The organism is Streptomyces sp. JN8 (assembly GCF_055808075.1).
In genome coordinates this window covers 6720640-6740945 of record NZ_CM147852.1, presented here as the reverse complement: position 1 = coordinate 6740945, position 20306 = coordinate 6720640, and the positions used below count along the sequence as shown (strand labels likewise).

General features: G+C 72.2%; 19 protein-coding genes. 1 reads left to right on the top strand and 18 read right to left on the bottom strand.

All coding sequences use genetic code 11. From position 1 onward, the window contains the following. Positions 1 to 71 precede the first annotated feature (71 nt). From ACY0MR_RS29795 to pyrR, 7 genes are all read right to left on the bottom strand, one after another. The gene (locus ACY0MR_RS29795; protein WP_473561920.1) at positions 72 to 1181 is read right to left on the bottom strand and encodes a quinone-dependent dihydroorotate dehydrogenase; all 1110 of its coding nucleotides are present in this window, start codon (positions 1179 to 1181) and stop codon (positions 72 to 74) included. Positions 1182 to 1257: 76 nt separating this feature from the next. Further along, on the bottom strand, positions 1258 to 4566 hold the full coding sequence (gene carB, locus ACY0MR_RS29790) for a carbamoyl-phosphate synthase large subunit (RefSeq protein WP_361854821.1): 3309 nt from the start codon (positions 4564 to 4566) through the stop codon (positions 1258 to 1260). Then, positions 4559 to 5707 (bottom strand): glutamine-hydrolyzing carbamoyl-phosphate synthase small subunit, encoded by a 1149-nt coding sequence (carA, locus tag ACY0MR_RS29785; RefSeq protein WP_403316855.1) that lies wholly within the window; start codon positions 5705 to 5707, stop codon positions 4559 to 4561. Before carA ends, carB begins: the two co-directional genes overlap by 8 nt. After that, complete coding sequence (locus ACY0MR_RS29780) at positions 5704 to 6276, bottom strand: PH-like domain-containing protein (protein WP_392865468.1); 573 nt, start codon at positions 6274 to 6276, stop codon at positions 5704 to 5706. The genes carA and ACY0MR_RS29780 overlap by 4 nt, the downstream gene beginning before the upstream one ends. Next, positions 6273 to 7559, bottom strand: coding sequence for a dihydroorotase (locus tag ACY0MR_RS29775; RefSeq protein WP_361854812.1), 1287 nt, complete (start codon positions 7557 to 7559; stop codon positions 6273 to 6275). Before ACY0MR_RS29775 ends, ACY0MR_RS29780 begins: the two co-directional genes overlap by 4 nt. Before the next feature lie 2 nt (positions 7560 to 7561). After that, complete coding sequence (locus tag ACY0MR_RS29770; RefSeq protein ID WP_361854809.1) at positions 7562 to 8551, bottom strand: aspartate carbamoyltransferase catalytic subunit; 990 nt, start codon at positions 8549 to 8551, stop codon at positions 7562 to 7564. 87 nt (positions 8552 to 8638) lie between these two features. Beyond that, the gene (gene pyrR / locus ACY0MR_RS29765) at positions 8639 to 9205 is read right to left on the bottom strand and encodes a bifunctional pyr operon transcriptional regulator/uracil phosphoribosyltransferase PyrR (RefSeq protein WP_341624765.1); all 567 of its coding nucleotides are present in this window, start codon (positions 9203 to 9205) and stop codon (positions 8639 to 8641) included. Positions 9206 to 9451: 246 nt separating this feature from the next. Here pyrR and bldD point away from each other — a divergent pair, with 246 nt between their 5' ends. Further along, entirely contained in the window at positions 9452 to 9952 is a 501-nt protein-coding gene (gene bldD / locus ACY0MR_RS29760) for a transcriptional regulator BldD (RefSeq protein WP_015032294.1), read from the top strand. A gap of 217 nt (positions 9953 to 10169) precedes the next feature. Here the strand turns inward: bldD and nusB are convergent, their stop codons facing one another. The 11 genes from nusB to ruvX all read right to left on the bottom strand — a co-directional run bounded on the left by nusB (position 10170) and on the right by ruvX (position 20304). Continuing rightward, entirely contained in the window at positions 10170 to 10607 is a 438-nt protein-coding gene (gene nusB, locus ACY0MR_RS29755) for a transcription antitermination factor NusB (protein ID WP_361863073.1), read from the bottom strand. 1 nt (position 10608) lies between these two features. Beyond that, positions 10609 to 11175 carry an elongation factor P gene (gene efp / locus ACY0MR_RS29750; protein WP_361863070.1) on the bottom strand — a complete coding sequence of 189 codons (567 nt, stop codon included), beginning with the start codon at positions 11173 to 11175 and terminating at the stop codon, positions 10609 to 10611. A gap of 49 nt (positions 11176 to 11224) precedes the next feature. Then, complete coding sequence (locus ACY0MR_RS29745; protein ID WP_392047237.1) at positions 11225 to 12337, bottom strand: aminopeptidase P family protein; 1113 nt, start codon at positions 12335 to 12337, stop codon at positions 11225 to 11227. A 128-nt stretch (positions 12338 to 12465) separates the two neighbouring features. Next, positions 12466 to 13371, bottom strand: a complete 906-nt coding sequence (locus ACY0MR_RS29740) for an AAA family ATPase (protein ID WP_473556338.1) — start codon at positions 13369 to 13371, stop codon at positions 12466 to 12468. Positions 13372 to 13697: 326 nt separating this feature from the next. Next, positions 13698 to 14144 (bottom strand): type II 3-dehydroquinate dehydratase, encoded by a 447-nt coding sequence (gene aroQ / locus ACY0MR_RS29735; protein WP_473556336.1) that lies wholly within the window; start codon positions 14142 to 14144, stop codon positions 13698 to 13700. Then, positions 14141 to 15238: a 3-dehydroquinate synthase gene (gene aroB / locus ACY0MR_RS29730; protein ID WP_361852369.1), complete on the bottom strand. Its 1098-nt coding sequence runs from the start codon at positions 15236 to 15238 to the stop codon at positions 14141 to 14143. The genes aroQ and aroB overlap by 4 nt, the downstream gene beginning before the upstream one ends. Continuing rightward, complete coding sequence (locus tag ACY0MR_RS29725) at positions 15235 to 15756, bottom strand: shikimate kinase (RefSeq protein ID WP_388806433.1); 522 nt, start codon at positions 15754 to 15756, stop codon at positions 15235 to 15237. Before ACY0MR_RS29725 ends, aroB begins: the two co-directional genes overlap by 4 nt. Further along, entirely contained in the window at positions 15753 to 16937 is a 1185-nt protein-coding gene (gene aroC / locus ACY0MR_RS29720) for a chorismate synthase (RefSeq protein ID WP_361852374.1), read from the bottom strand. Before aroC ends, ACY0MR_RS29725 begins: the two co-directional genes overlap by 4 nt. A gap of 209 nt (positions 16938 to 17146) precedes the next feature. Continuing rightward, complete coding sequence (locus ACY0MR_RS29715) at positions 17147 to 17974, bottom strand: shikimate dehydrogenase (protein ID WP_392206197.1); 828 nt, start codon at positions 17972 to 17974, stop codon at positions 17147 to 17149. Further along, on the bottom strand, positions 17974 to 19737 hold the full coding sequence (gene mltG, locus ACY0MR_RS29710; RefSeq protein ID WP_473556332.1) for an endolytic transglycosylase MltG: 1764 nt from the start codon (positions 19735 to 19737) through the stop codon (positions 17974 to 17976). Before mltG ends, ACY0MR_RS29715 begins: the two co-directional genes overlap by 1 nt. A gap of 102 nt (positions 19738 to 19839) precedes the next feature. After that, positions 19840 to 20304, bottom strand: a complete 465-nt coding sequence (ruvX, locus tag ACY0MR_RS29705) for a Holliday junction resolvase RuvX (RefSeq protein ID WP_361852417.1) — start codon at positions 20302 to 20304, stop codon at positions 19840 to 19842. Positions 20305 to 20306: the final 2 nt, after the last annotated feature.

The following is a 20306-nucleotide window of genomic DNA, read 5'->3' as shown; positions in this document are numbered from 1 at the left end:
GCGGGTGCCGAAGGCGAGGGGCCGCCCGGAGGGCGTCGTCGAGGGGCGGTGGTCGGGCGACGGGAGGGCGGTCACTGGGCGGCCTTTCGGTTGGCTGCGCCGACGGCTTCGGCGAGGGTGGCGTACGGGGAGGCCGCGAGGCGGGCGGCCAGGCCCTTGTGGATCGCCCGGGCGTAGAACGGGCCCTCGTAGATGAAGGCGCTGTAGCCCTGGATCAGGGTGGCGCCGGCCAGGATGCGCTGCCAGGCGTCCTCGGCGTTCTCGATGCCGCCGACGCCGACGAGGACCAGGCGGTCGCCCACGCGCGCGTGGAGGCGCCGCAGGACGGCGAGGGAGCGCTCCTTGACGGGCGCGCCGGACAGCCCGCCCGTCTCCCCGACCAGCGCGGGGTCGGACCTCAGGCCGAGTCCCTCGCGGGCGATGGTGGTGTTGGTGGCGATGATGCCGTCGAGGCCGAGTTCCAGGGCCAGGTCGGCGACCGCGTCGACGTCCTCGTCCGCCAGGTCGGGCGCGATCTTCACCAGGAGCGGGACGCGGCGGCCGGTGACCGCGCGGTCGGCGGCCTCGCGCACGGCCGTGAGCAGCGGGCGCAGGGACTCGGTGGCCTGGAGGTTGCGCAGCCCGGGGGTGTTCGGCGAGGAGACGTTCACGACGAGGTAGTCGGCGTGGGCGGCGAGGCGCTCGGTGGACTTCACGTAGTCGGCGGCGGCCTCGGCCTCCGGGACGACCTTGGTCTTGCCGATGTTGACGCCGACGACGGTGCGGAAGACCGGTGTGCGGGCGGCCAGGCGCGCGGCGACGGCGGCGGAGCCCTCGTTGTTGAAGCCCATGCGGTTGATCAGGGCGCGGTCCGGCACGAGCCGGAAGAGGCGCTTCCTGGGGTTGCCGGGCTGGGCCTCGCCGGTGACCGTGCCGATCTCGATGTGGTCGAAGCCGAGCATCGACATGCCGTCGATGGCGACGGCGTTCTTGTCGAAGCCGGCGGCGAGCCCGAAGGGGCCGTGCATCCGCAGGCCGAGGGCCTCGGTGCGCAGCTCCTGGTACCGGGGCGCGAGGACGGCGGCGACGAAGGTCCGCAGCACGGGGACGCGGGCGGCCAGCCGGATCCAGCGGAAGGCCAGGTGGTGGGCCTCCTCGGGGTCCATGCGCTTGAAGACGACGTTGAAGAAGAACTTGTACATGTGCTCCGGTCCGGGTCTGCTCATGACGAGGGGGACACCGCAGATCCTGCCGGTGTCCCCCTCCTCTGACGGGCTGCTAGTCGCGTGCCGCGATCAGGTGCTCCGCGTGCTCCTGGAGCGAGCGGACGCCGACGTCGCCGCGGTTGAGCGCGTCGATGCCCTGGACGGCGGCGGCGAGCGCCTGCACCGTGGTGAGGCACGGGACGCTGCGGGCCACCGCGGCCGTACGGATCTCGTAGCCGTCGAGGCGGCCGCCGGTGCCGTACGGGGTGTTGACGATCAGGTCGACCTGGCCGTCGTGGATGAGCTGGACGATCGTCTTCTCGCCGTTCGGGCCCTCGCCCTCGCTCAGCTTGCGCACGATCGTGGCGTTGAGGCCGTTGCGCTTGAGGACCTCGGCGGTGCCCGAGGTGGCGAGCAGCTCGAAGCCGTGGGCGACCAGCTCGCGCGCCGGGAAGATCATCGAGCGCTTGTCGCGGTTGGCGACCGAGATGAACGCGCGGCCCTTGGTGGGCAGCGGGCCGTAGGCGCCGGCCTGCGACTTGGCGTACGCCGTGCCGAAGACCGCGTCGATGCCCATGACCTCGCCGGTGGAGCGCATCTCCGGGCCGAGGACCGTGTCGACGCCGCGGCCGTGCACGTCGCGGAAGCGCGACCACGGCATCACGGCCTCCTTGACGGAGATCGGCGCGTCGAGCGGCAGGGTGCCGCCGTCGCCGGTCCTGGGCAGCAGGCCCTCGGCGCGCAGCTCGGCGATGGTGGCGCCGAGCGAGATGCGGGCGGCGGCCTTCGCGAGCGGGACGGCGGTCGCCTTCGAGGTGAAGGGCACGGTCCGGGAGGCCCGCGGGTTCGCCTCCAGGACGTAGAGGATGTCGCCGGCCATGGCGAACTGGATGTTGATCAGGCCGCGCACGCCGACGCCCTTGGCGATGGCCTCGGTGGAGGCGCGCAGGCGCTTGATGTCGAAGCCGCCGAGGGTGATCGGGGGCAGGGCGCAGGCCGAGTCGCCGGAGTGGATGCCGGCCTCCTCGATGTGCTCCATGACGCCGCCGAGGTAGAGCTCGTGGCCGTCGTAGAGGGCGTCGACGTCGATCTCGATGGCGTCGTCGAGGAAGCGGTCGACCAGGACCGGCCGGGTGGGGCTGATCTCGGTGGACTCGGCGATGTACGACTCCAGGCGGGCCTCGTCGTACACGATCTCCATGCCGCGGCCGCCGAGCACGTACGAGGGGCGTACGAGGACGGGGTAGCCGATCTCGTCGGCGATGGCCTTGGCGCCGGCGAAGGTGGTCGCGGTGCCGTGCTTGGGGGCCGGGAGGCCGGCCTCGGCGAGGACCCGGCCGAAGGCGCCGCGGTCCTCGGCGGCGTGGATGGCCTCCGGGGAGGTGCCGACGACCGGCACGCCGTTGTCCTTGAGCGCCTGCGACAGGCCCAGCGGGGTCTGGCCGCCGAGCTGGACGACGACACCGGCGACGGGGCCGGCCAGCGTCTCCGCGTGGACGATCTCCAGCACGTCCTCGAGCGTCAGCGGCTCGAAGTACAGGCGGTCGGAGGTGTCGTAGTCGGTGGAGACGGTCTCCGGGTTGCAGTTGACCATCACGGTCTCGTAGCCCGCGTCGCTCAGGGCGAAGGAGGCGTGGACGCAGGAGTAGTCGAACTCGATGCCCTGGCCGATGCGGTTCGGGCCGGAGCCCAGGATGATCACCGCGGGCTTCTCGCGGGGCGCGACCTCGGACTCCTCGTCGTAGGAGGAGTAGAAGTACGGCGTCTTGGCGGCGAACTCGGCGGCGCAGGTGTCGACCGTCTTGTAGACCGGGCGGACGCCGAGGGCGTGCCGGACCTCGCGGACGACGTCCTCGCGCAGCCCGCGGATCTCGGCGATCTGGGCGTCCGAGAAGCCGTGGCGCTTGGCCTCGGCGAGGAGCTCGGGCTCGAGCTTCTCGGCGGCGCCGAGCTCGTCGGCGATCTCCTTGATCAGGAAGAGCTGGTCGACGAACCACGGGTCGATCTTCGTGGCGTCGAAGACCTCCTCGGGGGTGGCTCCGGCGCGGATGGCCTGCATGACGGTGTTGATGCGGCCGTCGGTCGGGCGGACCGCCTCGCGGAGCAGCTCGGCCTTGTCGCCGGGCTCGCCGACGAAGGTGAACTGCGAGCCCTTCTTCTCCAGGGAGCGCAGGGCCTTCTGGAGGGCCTCGGTGAAGTTGCGGCCGATGGCCATGGCCTCGCCCACCGACTTCATGGTGGTGGTGAGGGTGGAGTCGGCCTGCGGGAACTTCTCGAAGGCGAACCGCGGGGCCTTGACGACGACGTAGTCGAGCGTGGGCTCGAAGGACGCCGGGGTCTGCTCCGTGATGTCGTTCGGGATCTCGTCCAGCGTGTAGCCGACGGCGAGGCGCGCCGCGATCTTGGCGATCGGGAAGCCGGTGGCCTTGGAGGCGAGGGCCGAGGAGCGGGAGACGCGGGGGTTCATCTCGATGACGATGATCCGGCCGTCGACCGGGTCGATCGCGAACTGGATGTTGCAGCCGCCGGTGTCGACGCCGACCTCGCGGATGATCGCGATGCCGATGTCGCGGAGGCGCTGGTACTCGCGGTCGGTGAGGGTCATCGCCGGGGCGACGGTGATCGAGTCACCGGTGTGGACGCCCATCGGGTCGAAGTTCTCGATGGAGCAGACGACCACGACGTTGTCGGCCTTGTCGCGCATCAGCTCCAGCTCGTACTCCTTCCAGCCGAGGATGGACTCCTCCAGGAGCACCTCGGTGGTCGGGGAGAGCGTGAGGCCCTGGCCGGCGATGCGGCGCAGCTCCTCCTCGTCGTGGGCGAAGCCGGAGCCGGCGCCGCCCATGGTGAAGGAGGGGCGGACGACGACGGGGTAGCCGCCGAGGGTGTCGACGCCCTTGATGACGTCGTCCATCGTGTGGCAGATGACCGAGCGGGCCGACTCGCCGTAGCCGATCTTGGCCTTGACGGCCTCGACGACGCCCTTGAAGAGGTCGCGGTCCTCGCCCTTGTTGATGGCCTCGACGTTGGCGCCGATGAGCTCGACGCCGTACTTCTCCAGGACGCCCTGCTCGTGCATGGAGATCGCGGTGTTGAGCGCGGTCTGGCCGCCGAGGGTGGGCAGGAGGGCGTCGGGGCGCTCCTTGGCGATGATCTTCTCGACGAACTCGGGGGTGATCGGCTCGACGTACGTGGCGTCGGCGATCTCCGGGTCGGTCATGATCGTGGCCGGGTTGGAGTTGACCAGGATCACCCGCAGGCCCTCGGCCTTGAGGATGCGGCAGGCCTGGGTGCCGGAGTAGTCGAACTCGGCGGCCTGGCCGATGACGATCGGGCCGGAGCCGATGACCAGGACGGACTGGATATCGGTGCGCTTAGGCACGCTCGGCCTCCATCAAAGAAGTGAAACGGTCGAAGAGGTACGCGGCGTCGTGCGGGCCAGCGGCCGCCTCGGGGTGGTACTGCACCGAGAAGGCCGGCTGGTCGAGCAGCTGGAGGCCCTCCACGACGTTGTCGTTCAGGCAGACGTGCGAGACCTCGGCACGCCCGTAGGGGGTCTCGGAGACCGTGTCGAGGGGCGCGTCGACGGCGAAGCCGTGGTTGTGCGCGGTGATCTCGACCTTGCCGGTCGTACGGTCCTGGACCGGCTGGTTGATGCCCCGGTGGCCGTACTTCAGCTTGTAGGTGCCGAAGCCGAGCGCGCGGCCGAGGATCTGGTTGCCGAAGCAGATGCCGAAGAGCGGGGTCTTGCGCTCCAGGACGGCCTGCATGAGGGCGACGGGGCCGTCCGCGGTGGCCGGGTCGCCCGGGCCGTTGGAGAAGAACACGCCGTCCGGGGCGACCGCGTACACGTCCTCGACGGTGGCGGTGGCGGGCAGGACGTGGACCTCGATGCCGCGCTCGGCCATGCGGTGCGGGGTCATGCCCTTGATGCCGAGGTCGATCGCGGCGACGGTGAACCTCTTGGTGCCGATCGCGGGGACGACGTACGTCTCGGTGGTGGCGACCTCGGCGGAGAGGTTCGCGCCCTTCATCTGGGGCTGGGCCTTGACCTTGTCGAGGAGGGCCTCGTCGCGGATGCCGGACCAGGCCTCGCCGGAGAAGATGCCGACGCGCATGGCGCCGCGCTCGCGCAGGTGGCGGGTGAGGGCGCGGGTGTCGACGCCGGAGATGCCGACGACGCCCTGGCGCTCCAGCTCCTCGTCCAGCGAGCGCTGGGCGCGCCAGTTGGAGGAGACGCGGGCGGGGTCGCGGACCACGTAGCCGGAGACCCAGATCCTCGCGGACTCGGGGTCCTCGTCGTTGACGCCCGTGTTGCCGACGTGCGGGGCGGTCATGACGACGACCTGGCGGTGGTACGACGGGTCGGTGAGGGTCTCCTGGTAGCCGGTCATGCCGGTGGAGAACACGGCCTCGCCGAAGGTCTCCCCCACGGCCCCGTAGGCGCGGCCGCGGAAGATGCGGCCGTCCTCCAGGACGAGTACGGCGGGAACCTTGCTGGTTCCCCGGGTGGAGGTCGTCATCGTGCGATGCCTTCCGTCGTGGTGGTCATGGAGTTGATGGCCTCGACCCAGGCGGCGTGCTCGGCCGCCCGGTCGGACCGGAAGCCGGAGTCGAGCAGCGTGCCGCCGTGCGTCCAGGTGACGATCAGCAGGCCGCCCTCGGCGAGGACCTTGCCCGCGATGCCCTTGTCGAGGCGTGCCTCGCGCAGGGCCCCGGCCGGGACGAAGAAGTCGTTCGCCCCGGGGCGCACGACGACCAGTCCGGCGTCGGTGAGGGTCAGCTCGACGCGGCTGCGGGTGCCGAGTCCGTGGGCCACGATCCGGTCGAGCCACTGCCCGGCGGTCGTGGACCCGTGGTAGCGCCCGCTGAGGGTCAGTCTCGCCTCACCGGCGGCCTCGGGCGCGGTGGGGAGCTCGGGGAGGTCCGACTGGAGGCTGCCGCGCCACTTCCAGCCCTGGCGCATCAGCCAGTACACGAAGGCGATGAAGAGGAGCAGTCCGGCGACCCAGCCGAGCCGTCCGGCCCAGTCGGTCACCTCCGCCGACTTCTGCTCGGCAGCCTCTGCGGCGATTGCGATGAGTGGTGTCACGCCAGCTTCCCGTCCACGACCGTTGCCCGGCCCCGCAGGAAGGTGTGGGTGACGCGTCCCGGCAGCTCGCGGCCCTCGTAGGGGGTGTTGCGGCTGCGGGAGGCGAAGTCCGCGGGGTCCACGACACCACGGTAAGCCGGATCGACCAGCGTCAGGTTCGCGGGCTCACCAGCCGAGACGGGTCGTCCGTGGCCGGTGGCCCGTCCGATGCGGGCGGGGGCGAAGGACATCCGGTCGGCGACGCCGGCCCAGTCGAGGAGGCCGGTCTCGACCATCGTCTGCTGGACGACGGAGAGCGCGGTCTCCAGGCCGACCATGCCCATGGCGGCCGCGGCCCACTCGCAGTCCTTGTCCTCGTGGGGGTGCGGGGCGTGGTCGGTGGCGACGATGTCGATCGTGCCGTCGGCCAGCGCCTCGCGGAGCGCGAGGACGTCCTTCTCGGTGCGCAGCGGCGGGTTGACCTTGTAGACCGGGTTGTAGCTCCGGACCATCTCGTCGGTGAGGAGGAGGTGGTGCGGGGTGACCTCGGCGGTGACGTCGATGCCGCGGGACTTGGCCCAGCGGACGATCTCGACGGAGCCGGCGGTGGAGAGGTGGCAGATGTGGACGCGGGAGCCGACGTGCTCGGCGAGGAGGACGTCGCGGGCGATGATCGACTCCTCGGCGACGGCGGGCCAGCCGCCGAGTCCGAGCTCGGCCGAGACGATGCCCTCGTTCATCTGGGCGCCCTCGGTGAGGCGGGGCTCCTGGGCGTGCTGGGCGACGACGCCGTCGAAGGCCTTCACGTACTCCAGGGCGCGGCGCATGATCACCGCGTCGTCGACGCACTTGCCGTCGTCGGAGAAGACGGTGACGCCGGCGGCGGACTCGTGCATGGCGCCCAGCTCGGCGAGCTTCTTCCCCTCCAGGCCGACGGTGACGGCGCCGATGGGCTGCACGTCGCAGTAGCCGGACTCCTTGCCGAGCCGGTAGACCTGCTCGACGACGCCGGCGGTGTCGGCGACCGGGTGGGTGTTGGCCATGGCGAAGACGGCCGTGAAGCCGCCGGAGGCGGCGGCGCGGGTGCCGGTGAGGACGGTCTCGGAGTCCTCGCGGCCGGGCTCGCGCAGGTGGGTGTGGAGGTCGACGAGGCCGGGCAGCAGGATCAGGCCCTCGGCCTCGATGACGGTGGCGCCCTCGGCGGAGAGGCCCGTGCCGACCTCGGCGACGGTCTCGCCGTCGACGAGGACGTCCTGGACGGCGCCGCCGAGCACCTGCGCACCACGGATCAGGATCTTGCTCATGGTCACTTGCTCTCCTCGGTGCGGGGGGTGCTGGGGGCGGGGGCGGCGGAGTCGTTGCCGCCGAGCAGCAGGTAGAGGACGGCCATCCGGACGGACACCCCGTTGGCGACCTGCTCGACGACCGTGCAGCGGTCGGAGTCGGCGACCTCGGCGGTGATCTCCATGCCGCGGACCATGGGGCCGGGGTGCATGACGATGGCGTGCTCCGGCATCTTCGCCATGCGCTCGCCGTCGAGTCCGTACCGGCGCGAGTACTCGCGCTCGGTGGGGAAGAAGGCGGCGTTCATCCGCTCGCGCTGCACCCGCAGCATCATGACGGCGTCGGACTTCGGCAGCACGCGGTCGAGGTCGTACGAGACCTCGCAGGGCCAGGTCTCGACGCCGACGGGGACCAGGGTGGGCGGGGCCACCAGGGTGACCTCGGCGCCGAGGGTGTGCAGCAGGTCGACGTTGGAGCGGGCGACCCGGCTGTGGAGGACGTCGCCGACGAGGGTGATCCGCTTGCCCGCGAGGTCCTGGCCGAGTCCAGCGTCCCGGCCGACCAGGCGGCGGCGCATCGTGAAGGCGTCCAGGAGGGCCTGGGTGGGGTGCTGGTGGGTGCCGTCGCCGGCGTTGATGACGGGGGCGTCGATCCAGCCGGAGGTGGCGAGGCGGTACGGGGCGCCGGAGGCGCCGTGGCGGATGACGACCGCGTCGACGCCCATGGCCTCCAGGGTCTGCGCGGTGTCCTTGAGGGACTCGCCCTTGGAGACGCTGGAGCCCTTGGCCGCGAAGTTGATGACGTCGGCGGAGAGGCGCTTCTCGGCGGCCTCGAAGGAGATCCGGGTCCGGGTGGAGTCCTCGAAGAACAGGTTGCAGACGGTCCGGCCGCGCAGGGTCGGCAGCTTCCGGATGGGCCGGTCGGCCACCCGGGCCATCTCCTCGGCGGTGTCGAGGATCAGGACGGCGTCGTCGCGGGTGAGGTCGGCGGCCGAGATGAGGTGACGCATCATCGGTGTGTCTCTCCGTGGTGGGGAGGTGTGAGGGCATGCGGGGGCGCAGGGGGGGTGCCCCGGCCCCGCGGGGGAAAGCCGGTCCGGCTAGGCGGTGGGCCGGGCGCCGAGCAGGACGGTGTCGCGACCGTCCTCTTCGGCGAGCTGGACCTTGACCGTCTCCCGCAGCGACGTGGGGAGGTTCTTGCCGACGTAGTCGGCGCGGATCGGAAGCTCGCGGTGGCCGCGGTCGACGAGGACGGCGAGCTGGACCGCGCGGGGGCGGCCGATGTCGCCGAGGGCGTCGAGGGCGGCGCGGATGGTGCGCCCGGAGAAGAGCACGTCGTCGACGAGGACGACCAGGCGGCCGTCGACGCCGTCACCGGGGATCTCGGTGCGGCCGAGGGCGCGGGCCGGCTTCAGCCGCAGGTCGTCCCGGTACATCGTGATGTCCAGGGAACCGACCGGGGTCTTGGTGCCGGTGATCGATTCGAGCTTCTCGGCGAGCCGGCGGGCGAGGTAGACGCCGCGGGTCGGGATGCCGAGGAGGACCACGTCGTCGGCGCCCTTGGCGCGCTCGACGATCTCGTGGGCGATGCGGGTCAGTACCCGCGCGATGTCCGGGGCCTCCAGAACGGGCCGCGCGTCGTCGCCGTACTTCTGCTGGGTGTCCATGAAGAAACGGACCTCCTTCTCCGCCTCACGGGACGGTTCTTAAAGGACGTCGGATGTGCGTCGACCACGATACCAGGGGCGCGCGGAGGCTTCAGGGGCGCCCCCGCCCCCGCCGCGGGCACCGTCCCTCGGGAGGGGGCGGTACGGACCTTTCGGCTTGACGGGAAAGAGTAACGCTGCGTAACCTCACAGTGAGTTACCAGCCGCGCGGCGCAGCCGCATGTCGTCACAGCGTCCGGGAGCGTTATGTCCAGCGAATACGCAAAGCAGCTCGGGGCCAAACTCCGTGCCATCCGCACCCAGCAGGGTCTCTCGCTCCACGGGGTGGAGGAGAAGTCCCAGGGCCGCTGGAAGGCCGTGGTGGTCGGTTCGTACGAGCGCGGCGACCGCGCGGTGACCGTGCAGCGTCTTGCCGAGCTGGCCGACTTCTACGGTGTGCCGGTCCAGGAGCTCCTGCCGGGCACGACGCCGGGCGGCGCGGCCGAGCCGCCGCCGAAGCTCGTTCTGGACCTGGAGCGCCTGGCGCACGTCCCCCAGGAGAAGGCGGGCCCGCTCCAGCGCTACGCGGCGACGATCCAGTCGCAGCGCGGCGACTACAACGGCAAGGTGCTGTCGATCCGCCAGGACGACCTGCGCACCCTGGCCGTCATCTACGACCAGTCGCCCTCGGTCCTCACCGAGCAGCTCATCAGCTGGGGCGTCCTCGACGCGGACGCGCGCCGCGCGGTCGCCCACGAGGAGAACTGACCCCTTCGGGGGAGCCAGCAGAAACGTACCGCCGGGCCCGTGGCCGTCATCCGACGTCCACGGGCCCTTCGCGTTCCACCGCGCCGCGAGCGCCGGGCTCCCCCGCGCCGGCGGGGCCGGCGGGCGCCGTCTCCCGGACGACGGCCCGCGGAGACGCCGAAGGGGCCCGCAGCACGTGTGCTGCGGGCCCCTTCGACTGCCGGTGACGTCTGCGGACTCAGACGTCCGCGTCCCGGCGCAGACGCGGCTTCAGGTCCTTGAAGCGCGCCAGCAGACCGTTGACGAAGGTCGGGGACTCGTCCGTGGAGAACTCCTTGGCGAGCTGCACCGCCTCGTCGATCGCGACCGCGTCCGGCGTGCCGTCCTCCCAGATCAGCTCGTACGCGCCGAGGCGCACGATGTTCCGGTCGGCGACCGGCATCCGGTCGAGGTCCCAGTCCACCGCGTAGGTCGCGATGAGCTCGTCGATCCGGGCCACGTGGGACGCGTAGCCCTCGACCAGCTGCATGGTGAAGTCGTTCACCGGCGGCTGGCGGTCGTCCGACCGCGCGTGCCGGACCTGGTCCGCGAGGACCTCCTGGACGGAGGCACCGCGCTGGTCCGCCTCGAAGAGGATCTGGAAGGCGCGCTTGCGGGCGTTGCTCCGAGCGGCCACGCTACTTGTTCACCCGGCCGAGGTAGTCGCTGGTGCGGGTGTCGACCTTGATCTTCTCACCGGTGGTGATGAAGAGCGGGACCTGGATCTCGTGGCCGGTCTCCAGCGTGGCGGGCTTGGTGCCACCGGTGGAGCGGTCGCCCTGGACACCCGGGTCGGTGTGCTTGATCGTCAGCTCGACGGCGGCCGGGAGCTCGACGTAGAGCACCTCGCCCTCGTGCTGCGCGACCGAGGCGGTGAAGCCCTCGATGAGGAAGTTGGCGGCGTCGCCGACGGACTTGCGGTCGACCATCAGCTGGTCGTAGGTCTGCTCGTCCATGAAGACGAAGTAGTCGCCGTCCATGTAGGAGAACTGCATGTCGCGGCGGTCGATGGTGGCCGTATCGACCTTCACGCCGGCGTTGAAGGTCTTGTCGACGACCTTGCCGGACAGCACGTTCTTGAGCTTGGTGCGCACGAAGGCCGGGCCCTTGCCGGGCTTGACGTGCTGGAACTCGACGACGGACCAGAGCTGGCCCCCGTCGAGCTTGAGCACCATGCCGTTCTTGAGGTCGTTCGTGGAAGCCACGGTTGCGGAATCTCCTGGACTGACGTGGGACCTCGGAGACGTACGCGCCCTACAGCGCGAGCAGCTCCTTGGTCGTGATGGTGAGTAGCTCGGGTCCGCCGTCCGCCTCCTGGCGCACGACGAGCGTGTCATCGATCCGGACCCCGCCCCGTCCCGGGAGGTGAACCCCCGGTTCGACGGTGACCGGCACACAAGCGTCCAGTTTACCCATGGCCGAGGGTGAGAGCTGCGGGTCCTCGTCGATTTCGAGCCCCACCCCGTGCCCGGTGAGGGGGACGGCGGCCTCTCCGTGCCCCGCGGAGTGCAGGATCTGACGGGCAGCCCGGTCCACGTCGCGGTACTCGGCGCCCGGGGCGAGGGACTCCCGGCCGGCCCGCTGAGCGGCGAAGACGAGCTCGTACAGCTCGATCTGCCAGTCGGCCGGCGTCGTTCCGATGACGAAGGTGCGGCCGATCTCGCACCGGTAGCCGCGGTAGTCGGCGCCGAGGCAGACCGAGAGGAAATCGCCCTCCTCGACCCGGCGGTCGGTGGGCCGGTGCCCACGGCGCCCGGAGTGCGGGCCGGTCGCGACCGAGGTCGGGAAGGCCGCCCCGTCGGCGCCGTGGTCGACGAGCCGCCGCTCCAGCTCCAGGGCGAGGTGCCGCTCGGTCCGCCCCACCAGGATCGACTCCAGGAGCTCGCCGAGGGCCTGGTCGGCGATCTCCGCGGCGATCCGGAGGCAGGCGATCTCGTCCTCGTCCTTGACGATCCTCAGCTGCTCGACGGCGCAGGCCAGGTCGGCGAGCCGCAGTCCGGGCGAGACGGCGCCCATGGCGCGGTGCCGGGCCACGGTCAGATCGTGCTCCTCGACCGCCAGCGCGTCGGCGCCGGCCCGGCGGGCGAGGTCGACCGCGGCGACGGCCGGATCACCGCCGCCCGCCGAGAGCACCTGGCGGCGCAGGAGTTCGTCGAGCCGTCCGTCGGCCGGTTCGCCGGTCGGCGCGACCGGGCAGAGCAGGACGTCCGCCTCGGGCTCGGGCCCGACCAGGAGGACGGCGCCCGCGGGCGAGCCGCCCGCGAGATAGCGGACGTTGGCGGGGCGGGAGACCAGGGCCGCCGGGCTGCCCGCGGCCGCGCACCGGTCGCGCAGCCGTACACGGCGGTCCGCATACACCTCTGACATGCTCCGAGCCTACGAGCAGCGGGGCGGGGCGGCCTGTTCAGGACGTCCGACCGGGCGGGGCCGCGCCGGGCGGCACGCGCGCACGGGACGGCCCGGCCTCCCCCGGCCCGGTCGGGCCCGGGGGCGAGTCACCAGGTGGGCGGGCTGGCGATCGCGCGGGCCAGGACGTCGTCGAGCACCCGGGCGGTGGTCTCGACGTCGTACGTGGAGTTGTCGATGATCGGCAGTCCCGAGCCGTACCAGCCGGCCATCCGCCCGTGGATGGCGGCGACCTCCTCGTCCGAGAGGCGGCGGTTGCCGCTGCGCTCGGCGTTGCGCTCCAGGACGATCTCCAGGCCGGGCAGGAGCACCACGGGCAGCAGACCGGGGCCGACGTGGCGCTTCCAGCCGCCGAGGCCGACGACGGGCCGGTCGGGGAAGACGGCGTCGTCGACGATGCAGGAGATGCCGTTGGCGAGGAAGTTGCGCGCGGCGAAGCCGCAGGTGCGGCGGGCGAGCCGGTACTGCGCCTCGGAGTGCTCGTTCCAGCCGGACTGCGGGTCGGCGAAGCCGGAGCAGACCCACTCGCGGACGTCGTCGAGGCTGATGTGCGCGGTGGGCACCCGGCGGCGCTGCGCCCAGTGCCGGGCGACGGTCGTCTTGCCGGCTCCCGCGGGGCCGATGAGCAGCACGGCGAGGGTCGCGGCGCCGGTTCCTCCGCCCTGCTCCACGGCGGGCGCGAGCGGCGCGCTCACGGGCGGCAGCGGCACCTGGCCGGTGAGGTCGGCGCGCGGGGACCGACCGCCGGGATACGGCGATCCGCCCGGGTGGTGGGAACCGCCGGACGGCGGCACCGCTCCGGAACCGCCCCAGCCGGACGTCCCGGGCCCGGCGGGGGGCGCGGGGTGCGGGCGCCCGGGCGTGCCGCCCTGGACGGCCGGGTGCACGCCGAGCCGGGAACCGGCCGGCGGCCCCTGGTACGGGGCGCCGGGCGGAGGCGGCGGTATCGGCGGCAGTCCGCCGGGCGCACCGGCGGTCGGCCCGGCGCCGGGCACTGCGGACGCGGGTCCCGGCCCCGTTCCGGCTCCACGGTCCGGTCCTGCCCCTGTGCCGCCGGCTCCGGTGCCGCCACCCGGTCCGGTCGCCGTCCCGGGGACGCCCCCGGTCGGGACGGCGGAACCGGGGACGGGCCCCGGGCCGGTGCCGGGACCGGTCGCCCGGCCCGATCGCTCCGGCGGTGGCAGCGGACCCCCCACTGCGTGCTGCATCCGGTCCCACTCCGTCTCGTACGCCTGTTGTAGCCGGTGTATCCGGTGCGCCGGAACGTTACCGCCCCCGGCCCCCGCCAGGGGAACGGCCGGGGCGTCCTTCTGGTGCCCTGTCAGTCCGTCAGTTCCTCGGCGAGCGCCCGCAGGGCCAGCCGGTAGGAGCCGATCCCGAACCCGGCGACCGTCCCGGTGGCCACGGCCGCGACGACCGAAGTGTGCCGGAACTCCTCCCGGGCGTACGGGTTCGAGAGGTGGACCTCGATCAGCGGCGCGGTCCGCTGGGCGGCCGCGTCGCGCATCCCGTACGAGTAGTGCGTGAACGCACCCGGGTTGATCACGACGGGGATCGAGCCGTCCGCCGCCTCGTGCAGCCAGCGGATCATCTCGCCCTCGTCGTTCGTCTCCCGCACGTCGACGTCGAAGCCGAGCTCCGCGCCGAGGGTCGTGCAGGACTCGACGAGCCCCTTGTAGCTGGTGGCGCCGTAGATGTCGGGCTCGCGGGAGCCGAGCCGCCCCAGGTTGGGGCCGTTGAGCACCAGGACCGGACGTGACCCGCTCACGCGGACACCTCGCCGTAGGCCGCGATCAGCACCGCCGGGTCGGGGCCCTCCAGGACGGTCGGCTTGCCGATGCCGTCCAGGACGATGAAGCGCAGCAGGTCCCCGCGGGACTTCTTGTCGACCCGCATGGTCTCCAGGAGCTTGGGCCACTGGTCGCCGCGGTAGGTGAGCGGCAGGCCGACGGACTCCAGGATCGCGCGGTGCCGGTCGGCGGTGGCGTCGTCGAGGCGGCCGGCGAGCCGGCCCAGCTCGGCGGCGAACACCATGCCGACGGAGACGGCGGCACCGTGGCGCCACTTGTACCGCTCGTTCTTCTCGATGGCGTGCGCGAGGGTGTGCCCGTAGTTGAGGATCTCCCGGCGGCCGGACTCCTTGAGGTCGCCGGAGACGACCTCGGCCTTGACCCTGATCGAGCGGACGAGCAGCTCGGCGGTGTGCGGGCCGGCCGGGGTGCGGGCGGCCTGCGGGTCCTCCTCGATGAGGTCGAGGATGACGGGGTCGACGATGAAGCCGGCCTTGATGATCTCCGCGAGACCGCTGACGTAGTCGTGCACCGGCAGCGAGTCGAGCGCGGCCAGGTCGCAGAGGACCCCGGCGGGCGGGTGGAAGGCGCCGACGAGGTTCTTGCCCTCGGCCGTGTTGATGCCGGTCTTGCCGCCGACGGCCGCGTCGACCATCGCGAGGACGGTGGTCGGCACGGCGATCCAGCGGACGCCGCGCAGCCAGCTCGCGGCGACGAAGCCCGCGAGGTCCGTCGTGGCTCCGCCGCCGACGCCGACGATGACGTCGCTGCGGGTGAAGCCGGTCTGGCCGAGCGCCTTCCAGCAGTAGGCGGCGACCTCGACGGTCTTCGCCTCCTCGGCGTTCGGCACCTGGATGGCGACCGCCTCGTAGCCCTGCTCGGCGAGGTCCGCGCGGAGCGCCTCTCCGGTGTCGGCGAGCGCCTCCGGGTGGATCACCGCGACCCGCTTGGCCTGGGTGCCGATGAGGGCCGGGAGTTCGCCCAGCAGCTGCCGGCCGACCAGCACCTCGTACGGATCCGTGCCGGCGCTGCCCCCGACGTGGATACGGGTGACTTCCTGGTCCGTCGTCATGCGTCCTTCTTCAGATCCAGTGCCGCGAGGACCGCGTCCGCGACCTCTTCGGGGGTGCGGTCGTCGGTGGTGACGACGGTCCGGGCGACTTCGGTGTACAGGTGGCGCCGGGCGTCCATCAGCTCGCGCCACTGCCGGCGCGGGTTGACGGCGAGCAGCGGGCGCGCGGTGTTGAGGCCGACGCGGCGGACCGCCTCCTCGACGTCCATCGACAGGTAGACGACGGGCAGCCCGGCGAGCAGGGCGCGGGTCCCGGCGTCGAGGATCGCGCCGCCGCCGAGGGAGAGGACGCCCTCGTGCCCGGCGAGGGCCGCGGCGACCGCGTCCCGCTCCAGGGCGCGGAAGTGCTCCTCCCCGTCCTCGACGAAGATGTCGGAGATCTCACGGCCCTCGGCGGCGACGATGTCGGCGTCGGTGTCCCGGTAGGGCGCGCCCAGCCTCTCGGCCAGGAGCGCGCCCACCGTGGACTTGCCGGAGCCCATGGGCCCGACGAGGACGACCAGGGGACCGCCGGTCACCGGATGTGCAGGTTGTCGAGGTACGACCGGACGTTGCGGCGGGTCTCGGGGACGCTGTCGCCGCCGAACTTCTCGACGACGGCGTCCGCGAGGACCAGGGCGACCATGGCCTCGGCGACGATGCCGGCCGCGGGGACCGCGCAGACGTCGGAGCGCTGGTGGTGGGCCTGGGTGGCCTCGCCGGTGACGACGTCGACGGTGGCGAGGGCGCGGGGCACGGTCGCGATGGGCTTCATCGCGGCGCGGACGCGCAGCAGCTCGCCGGTGGTCAGGCCGCCCTCGGTGCCGCCGGAGCGGCCGGAGGCGCGCTTGATGCCCTCGTCGGTCTTCACGATCTCGTCGTGGGCCTTGGAGCCGGGCACGCGGGCCAGGTCGAAGCCGTCGCCGACCTCGACACCCTTGATGGCCTGGATGCCCATGAGGGCGGAGGCGAGCCGCGCGTCGAGGCGGCGGTCCCAGTGGACGTGGGAGCCGAGGCCGACGGGGACGCCGTACGCCAGCACCTCGACGACGCCGCCGAGGGTGTCGCCGTCCTTGTGGGCCTGGTCGATCTCGGCGACCATCGCCTTCGACGCGTCGGCGTCGAGGCAGCGGACCGGGTCCGCGTCGAGCTTCTCGACGTCGGCGGGGGTCGGGTAGACGCCGTAGGGCGCCTTGGCCGCGGCCAGCTCGACGACGTGCGAGACGATCTCGATGCCGGCGGTCTCCTTGATGAAGGAGCGGGCGATCGCGCCGAGGGCGACGCGGGCGGCGGTCTCGCGGGCGCTGGCGCGCTCCAGGATCGGCCGGGCCTCGTCGAAGCCGTACTTCTGCATGCCGGCGAGGTCGGCGTGACCGGGACGCGGCCGGGTCAGGGGGGCGTTGCGGCCCGTCTCCTTGAGTTCGGAGGGGTCGACGGGGTCGGCCGCCATGACCTTCTCCCACTTCGGCCACTCGGTGTTGCCGACCATGACGGCGATCGGGGAGCCCAGGGAGAGCCCGTGCCGGACTCCGCCCAGGAAGGTGATCTCGTCCTGCTCGAACTTCATCCGGGCGCCGCGCCCATAGCCGAGGCGTCGCCGCGCGAGGTGGTCCGCCACCAGCTCAGTGGTGACCGGGACACCGGCGGGGAGGCCCTCCAGTGTCGCGACCAGCGCGGGTCCGTGGGATTCCCCAGCGGTCAGCCAACGCAACCTGCTCAACGATGCTCCTCATGCTCGCGCCTGGGTACTGCGACGGCGCGACCGGGTGCGCGGCCCTGGCCCGCCACCACTGATCCTCCCACGTCCGCGGGACGAACCCGTCCTCCGGTCCAGCTGTCGGACGCGGCACCCTCCGTTCCCGGACGCCGCGGAGACCGGACACCAGCCGATCGGCGGCCCGATCGGGGCACCGATCGGGCCGCCGACCTCTAGCGGGCGGCCAGCGCCCGCTCGCCCGCCGCGCGCATCGCGGCCAGCGGCGCCCGGGGGACGCCGGTCATCTGTTCGACCTGGAGGACGGCCTGGTGGACCAGGAGGTCGAGCCCCCCGACGACCTTGCCGCCCCGGTCGGACCAGGCCGCGGCGAGCGCCGTCGGCCAGGGGTCGTACAGGACGTCGAAGAGGGTCCCGACGGCGTCGGGAACGGCACTCGCGAGGGCGTTCGTCGTACCGGCGGGCGTGGTGGCGACGACCAGCGGGGCCGCGAAGGCCTCCCTCGCGTCGTCCCAGGCGGCCGTCCTGACCTCCACACCGAGCCGCTCGCCCCAGCCGCGCATCTCCTCGGCGCGCGCCTCGCTGCGCACGTACGCGGTGACCGGTCCGTCGCAGATCCGGGCGAGCGCGGCGAGCGCGGAGGAGGCGGTGGCGCCCGCGCCGAGGACCGCCGCGGACTCCACCTTCTCGACGCCCCGCTCCCGCAGGGCGGCGAGCATGCCGGGGATGTCGGTGTTGTCGCCGGTCCTGCGCCCGTCCTCGTGGAGGACGACCGTGTTGACGGCCTCGACCGAGGCGGCCGTGTCGGTGATCCCGTCGAGGAGCGGGATGACCGCCCGCTTGAGCGGCATGGTCAGGGACAGGCCGGCCCAGCTGCCGTCCAGCTCGCCGACGAAGCCGGCCAGCCCGGCCTCGTCGACCTCGAAGCGGTCGTACGACCAGTCGCCGAGCCCGAGCGCGGCGTACGCGGCCCGGTGCAGGACCGGGGAGAGCGAGTGCGCGATCGGCGATCCCAGGACCGCCGCGCGCCGTGCTGCCGCCATCAGTTCTTCCTCGACTCGTTGAACTCGTCGACGAGCTTCTGGTGCTCGGCGTTCGTCCGCGTGAACTTGGAGCTCTTGCCGTCGAGCGAGATGAAGTAGTACCACCCGTCGTGCGTCGGGTTGAGCGCGCCCTGCAGGGCTTCGAGACCGGGGTTGCCGATCGGCCCGGGCGGCAGGCCCTTGACGAAGTACGTGTTGTACGGGCTGTTGTACTTCCGGACCTCCGCCAGCGAGAGGTCCAGCTTGCTCTGGTTCTTGATGTAGTTGTACGTCGAGTCGAACTCGAGACCGCCGTAGGTCTGCGGGTTCGACGGCTTGAGCCGGTTGTAGACGACCTCGCCCATCTTGCGGAAGTCGTCGTGCGAGGTGCCCTCCGCCTGCACGAGGCTCGCGATCGTGACGAGCTCCCAGGGGCTGTCGACGCCGAGCTGCTGCGCCTTGGCGTCCAGTTCGAGCTTGTCGTACTCCTGGCTCGCGCGGCTCACCATCTTGCGCAGCGCGTCCTCGGGCTTGCTGCCCTTCGCCACGGGGTAGCTCGCCGGGAAGAGGAATCCTTCCAGCGGGTCCTTGACGTTCTTGTGGCCCTTCGCCCAGTCCGGGAGTCCCAGGGTGTCGGCCTTCGTCTTCGCGATGTCCTTCGTCGTACCGGGGTCGAGACCGAGCTTCTTGTCGATCTGCTCGTAGACCCAGACGTTCCGCCGGCCCTCGGGAATGACGAAATTGCTCTGGCTCGCCGGGTCGAGCATCATCGTGACGGCGCTCTCCGCCGACATCTCCTTCTTGAGCGTGTAGACGCCCGCCTGGATCGACGTGCCCTTGGGGTTCCGCTGCTGCGCGGAGACGAAGGCGTCGACGCTCTTGACGACGCCGGCCTTCTTCAGGATGTTGCCGATCTCGTTGCCGAACGCGCCCTTGGGGATCTCGACCTGGACGTCCCCGCTGCCGCTGCCCGCGTAGTCCTCCGCCGCACCGAACTGGCCCTGCCAGAACTGGTAGCCGAAGTAGCCGACGCCGCCGACGCCGCCGGCCAGCACGATCGCGACGACGAGGCAGGCCACGCCGTTCTTGCCCTTGCGCTTGTTGTCCTTGCTCCGGCGCTCCCGGTCGCGGTCGTCGCCGCGGGAGCCCCGGCCGCGGCCGGGCTCCTCCTCGTACGCGTCGTCGTCCGGGTCCTCCCCGCCGGTGAAGAAGGGGTGCTTCTCCTCCTCCGGCTCGGGGCGGGACTCCTCCTCCGGGGCCCAGTCGACGACGGGCTCCGGCGGGTTCTGCCGACGGCCGGGGGGCTGGGGCGGGGGGTACGCCTCGGGCGTGCCGTACAGGTCGGGGTTCTGGCCGCCGTACGGATCGGCCGGGGTCCCGCCGTACGGCATCGCCGCCTGGCCCGTCTCCCAGTTGCCGTCGTACTGCTGTCCGAGGTGCCCGGGCGTGTCGTACCCGCCCTGGTACCCCGTCCCGTACTGCTGCTGGTGCTGCTGGTACTGCTGCTGCGCCTGCTGCTCGTACTGCGTCTGCGGATCGACGTACCCCTGCGGCTGCTGCTGGTACTGCTGGGCATGCTGCTGGTAGGGGTCGGCCTCGTACCCCTGGGGAACCTGGCCGTTCTGGCCGCCCTGCCCGTACGGGTCCTGGTAGCCCTGGCCGTACTGGTTTGCCTGCTGCGGGTGCGGGTAGTGCTGCTGCTGGCCCTCCCACCCCTGGTCCCCGTACAGCGGGTCCCCGGGGTGCCACGGTTCGGAGCCGGGGCTCCGGCCATACTCAGTCATCGATCCCCAAAACAGCCGCGAGGCTTCCGGACGATCCGCCTCTACGTAGTGCGGCAGCTGTTCGAACACCGCCGCATCGCGCGGAACGTTACCGTATCGCGATCAGATGACCACTTCGACGCCCTCACCGGGCGGATTACCTGATACCCGTTCGGACTCAAGAGCGTTCTGAAGGATGATCACAGCGGCGGCCTGGTCGATGACGGACCGCCCCTTCTTGGCCTTCACGCCGGAGGCGCGCAGCCCCTGGGTCGCGGTGACCGTGGTCATCCGCTCGTCGACCAGGCGGACCGGCACGGGCGCGATGCCCTTGGCCATCTCCCCCGCGAAGGCGCGGACCTTGGTGGCGGCCGGCCCCTCCCGCCCGCTGAGCGAGCGGGGCAGGCCCACGACGACCTCGATCGGCTCGTACTCCGCGACGATCTGGCGGAGCCGCCGGTGGGCGGCCGGGACGTCACGTCCCGGCACGGTCTCCACCGGCGTGGCGAGGACCCCGTCGGGGTCGCACGAGGCGACCCCGATCCGGGCGTCCCCGACGTCCACCGCGAGACGGCGGCCGCGACGCATCG

Coding starts and splice junctions, on each gene's coding strand:
- ACY0MR_RS29795 (WP_473561920.1), bottom strand. CDS start 1,181: ATGTACAAGTTCTTCTTCAACGTCGTCTTCAAGCGCATGGACCCCGAG.
- carA (WP_403316855.1), bottom strand. CDS start 5,707: ATGACGACCTCCACCCGGGGAACCAGCAAGGTTCCCGCCGTACTCGTC.
- ACY0MR_RS29775 (WP_361854812.1), bottom strand. CDS start 7,559: ATGAGCAAGATCCTGATCCGTGGTGCGCAGGTGCTCGGCGGCGCCGTC.
- ACY0MR_RS29770 (WP_361854809.1), bottom strand. CDS start 8,551: ATGATGCGTCACCTCATCTCGGCCGCCGACCTCACCCGCGACGACGCC.
- pyrR (WP_341624765.1), bottom strand. CDS start 9,205: ATGGACACCCAGCAGAAGTACGGCGACGACGCGCGGCCCGTTCTGGAG.
- bldD (WP_015032294.1), top strand. CDS start 9,452: ATGTCCAGCGAATACGCAAAGCAGCTCGGGGCCAAACTCCGTGCCATC.
- ACY0MR_RS29745 (WP_392047237.1), bottom strand. CDS start 12,337: ATGTCAGAGGTGTATGCGGACCGCCGTGTACGGCTGCGCGACCGGTGC.
- aroB (WP_361852369.1), bottom strand. CDS start 15,238: ATGACGACGGACCAGGAAGTCACCCGTATCCACGTCGGGGGCAGCGCC.
- ACY0MR_RS29715 (WP_392206197.1), bottom strand. CDS start 17,974: ATGGCGGCAGCACGGCGCGCGGCGGTCCTGGGATCGCCGATCGCGCAC.
- mltG (WP_473556332.1), bottom strand. CDS start 19,737: ATGACTGAGTATGGCCGGAGCCCCGGCTCCGAACCGTGGCACCCCGGG.
- ruvX (WP_361852417.1), bottom strand. CDS start 20,304: ATGCGTCGCGGCCGCCGTCTCGCGGTGGACGTCGGGGACGCCCGGATC.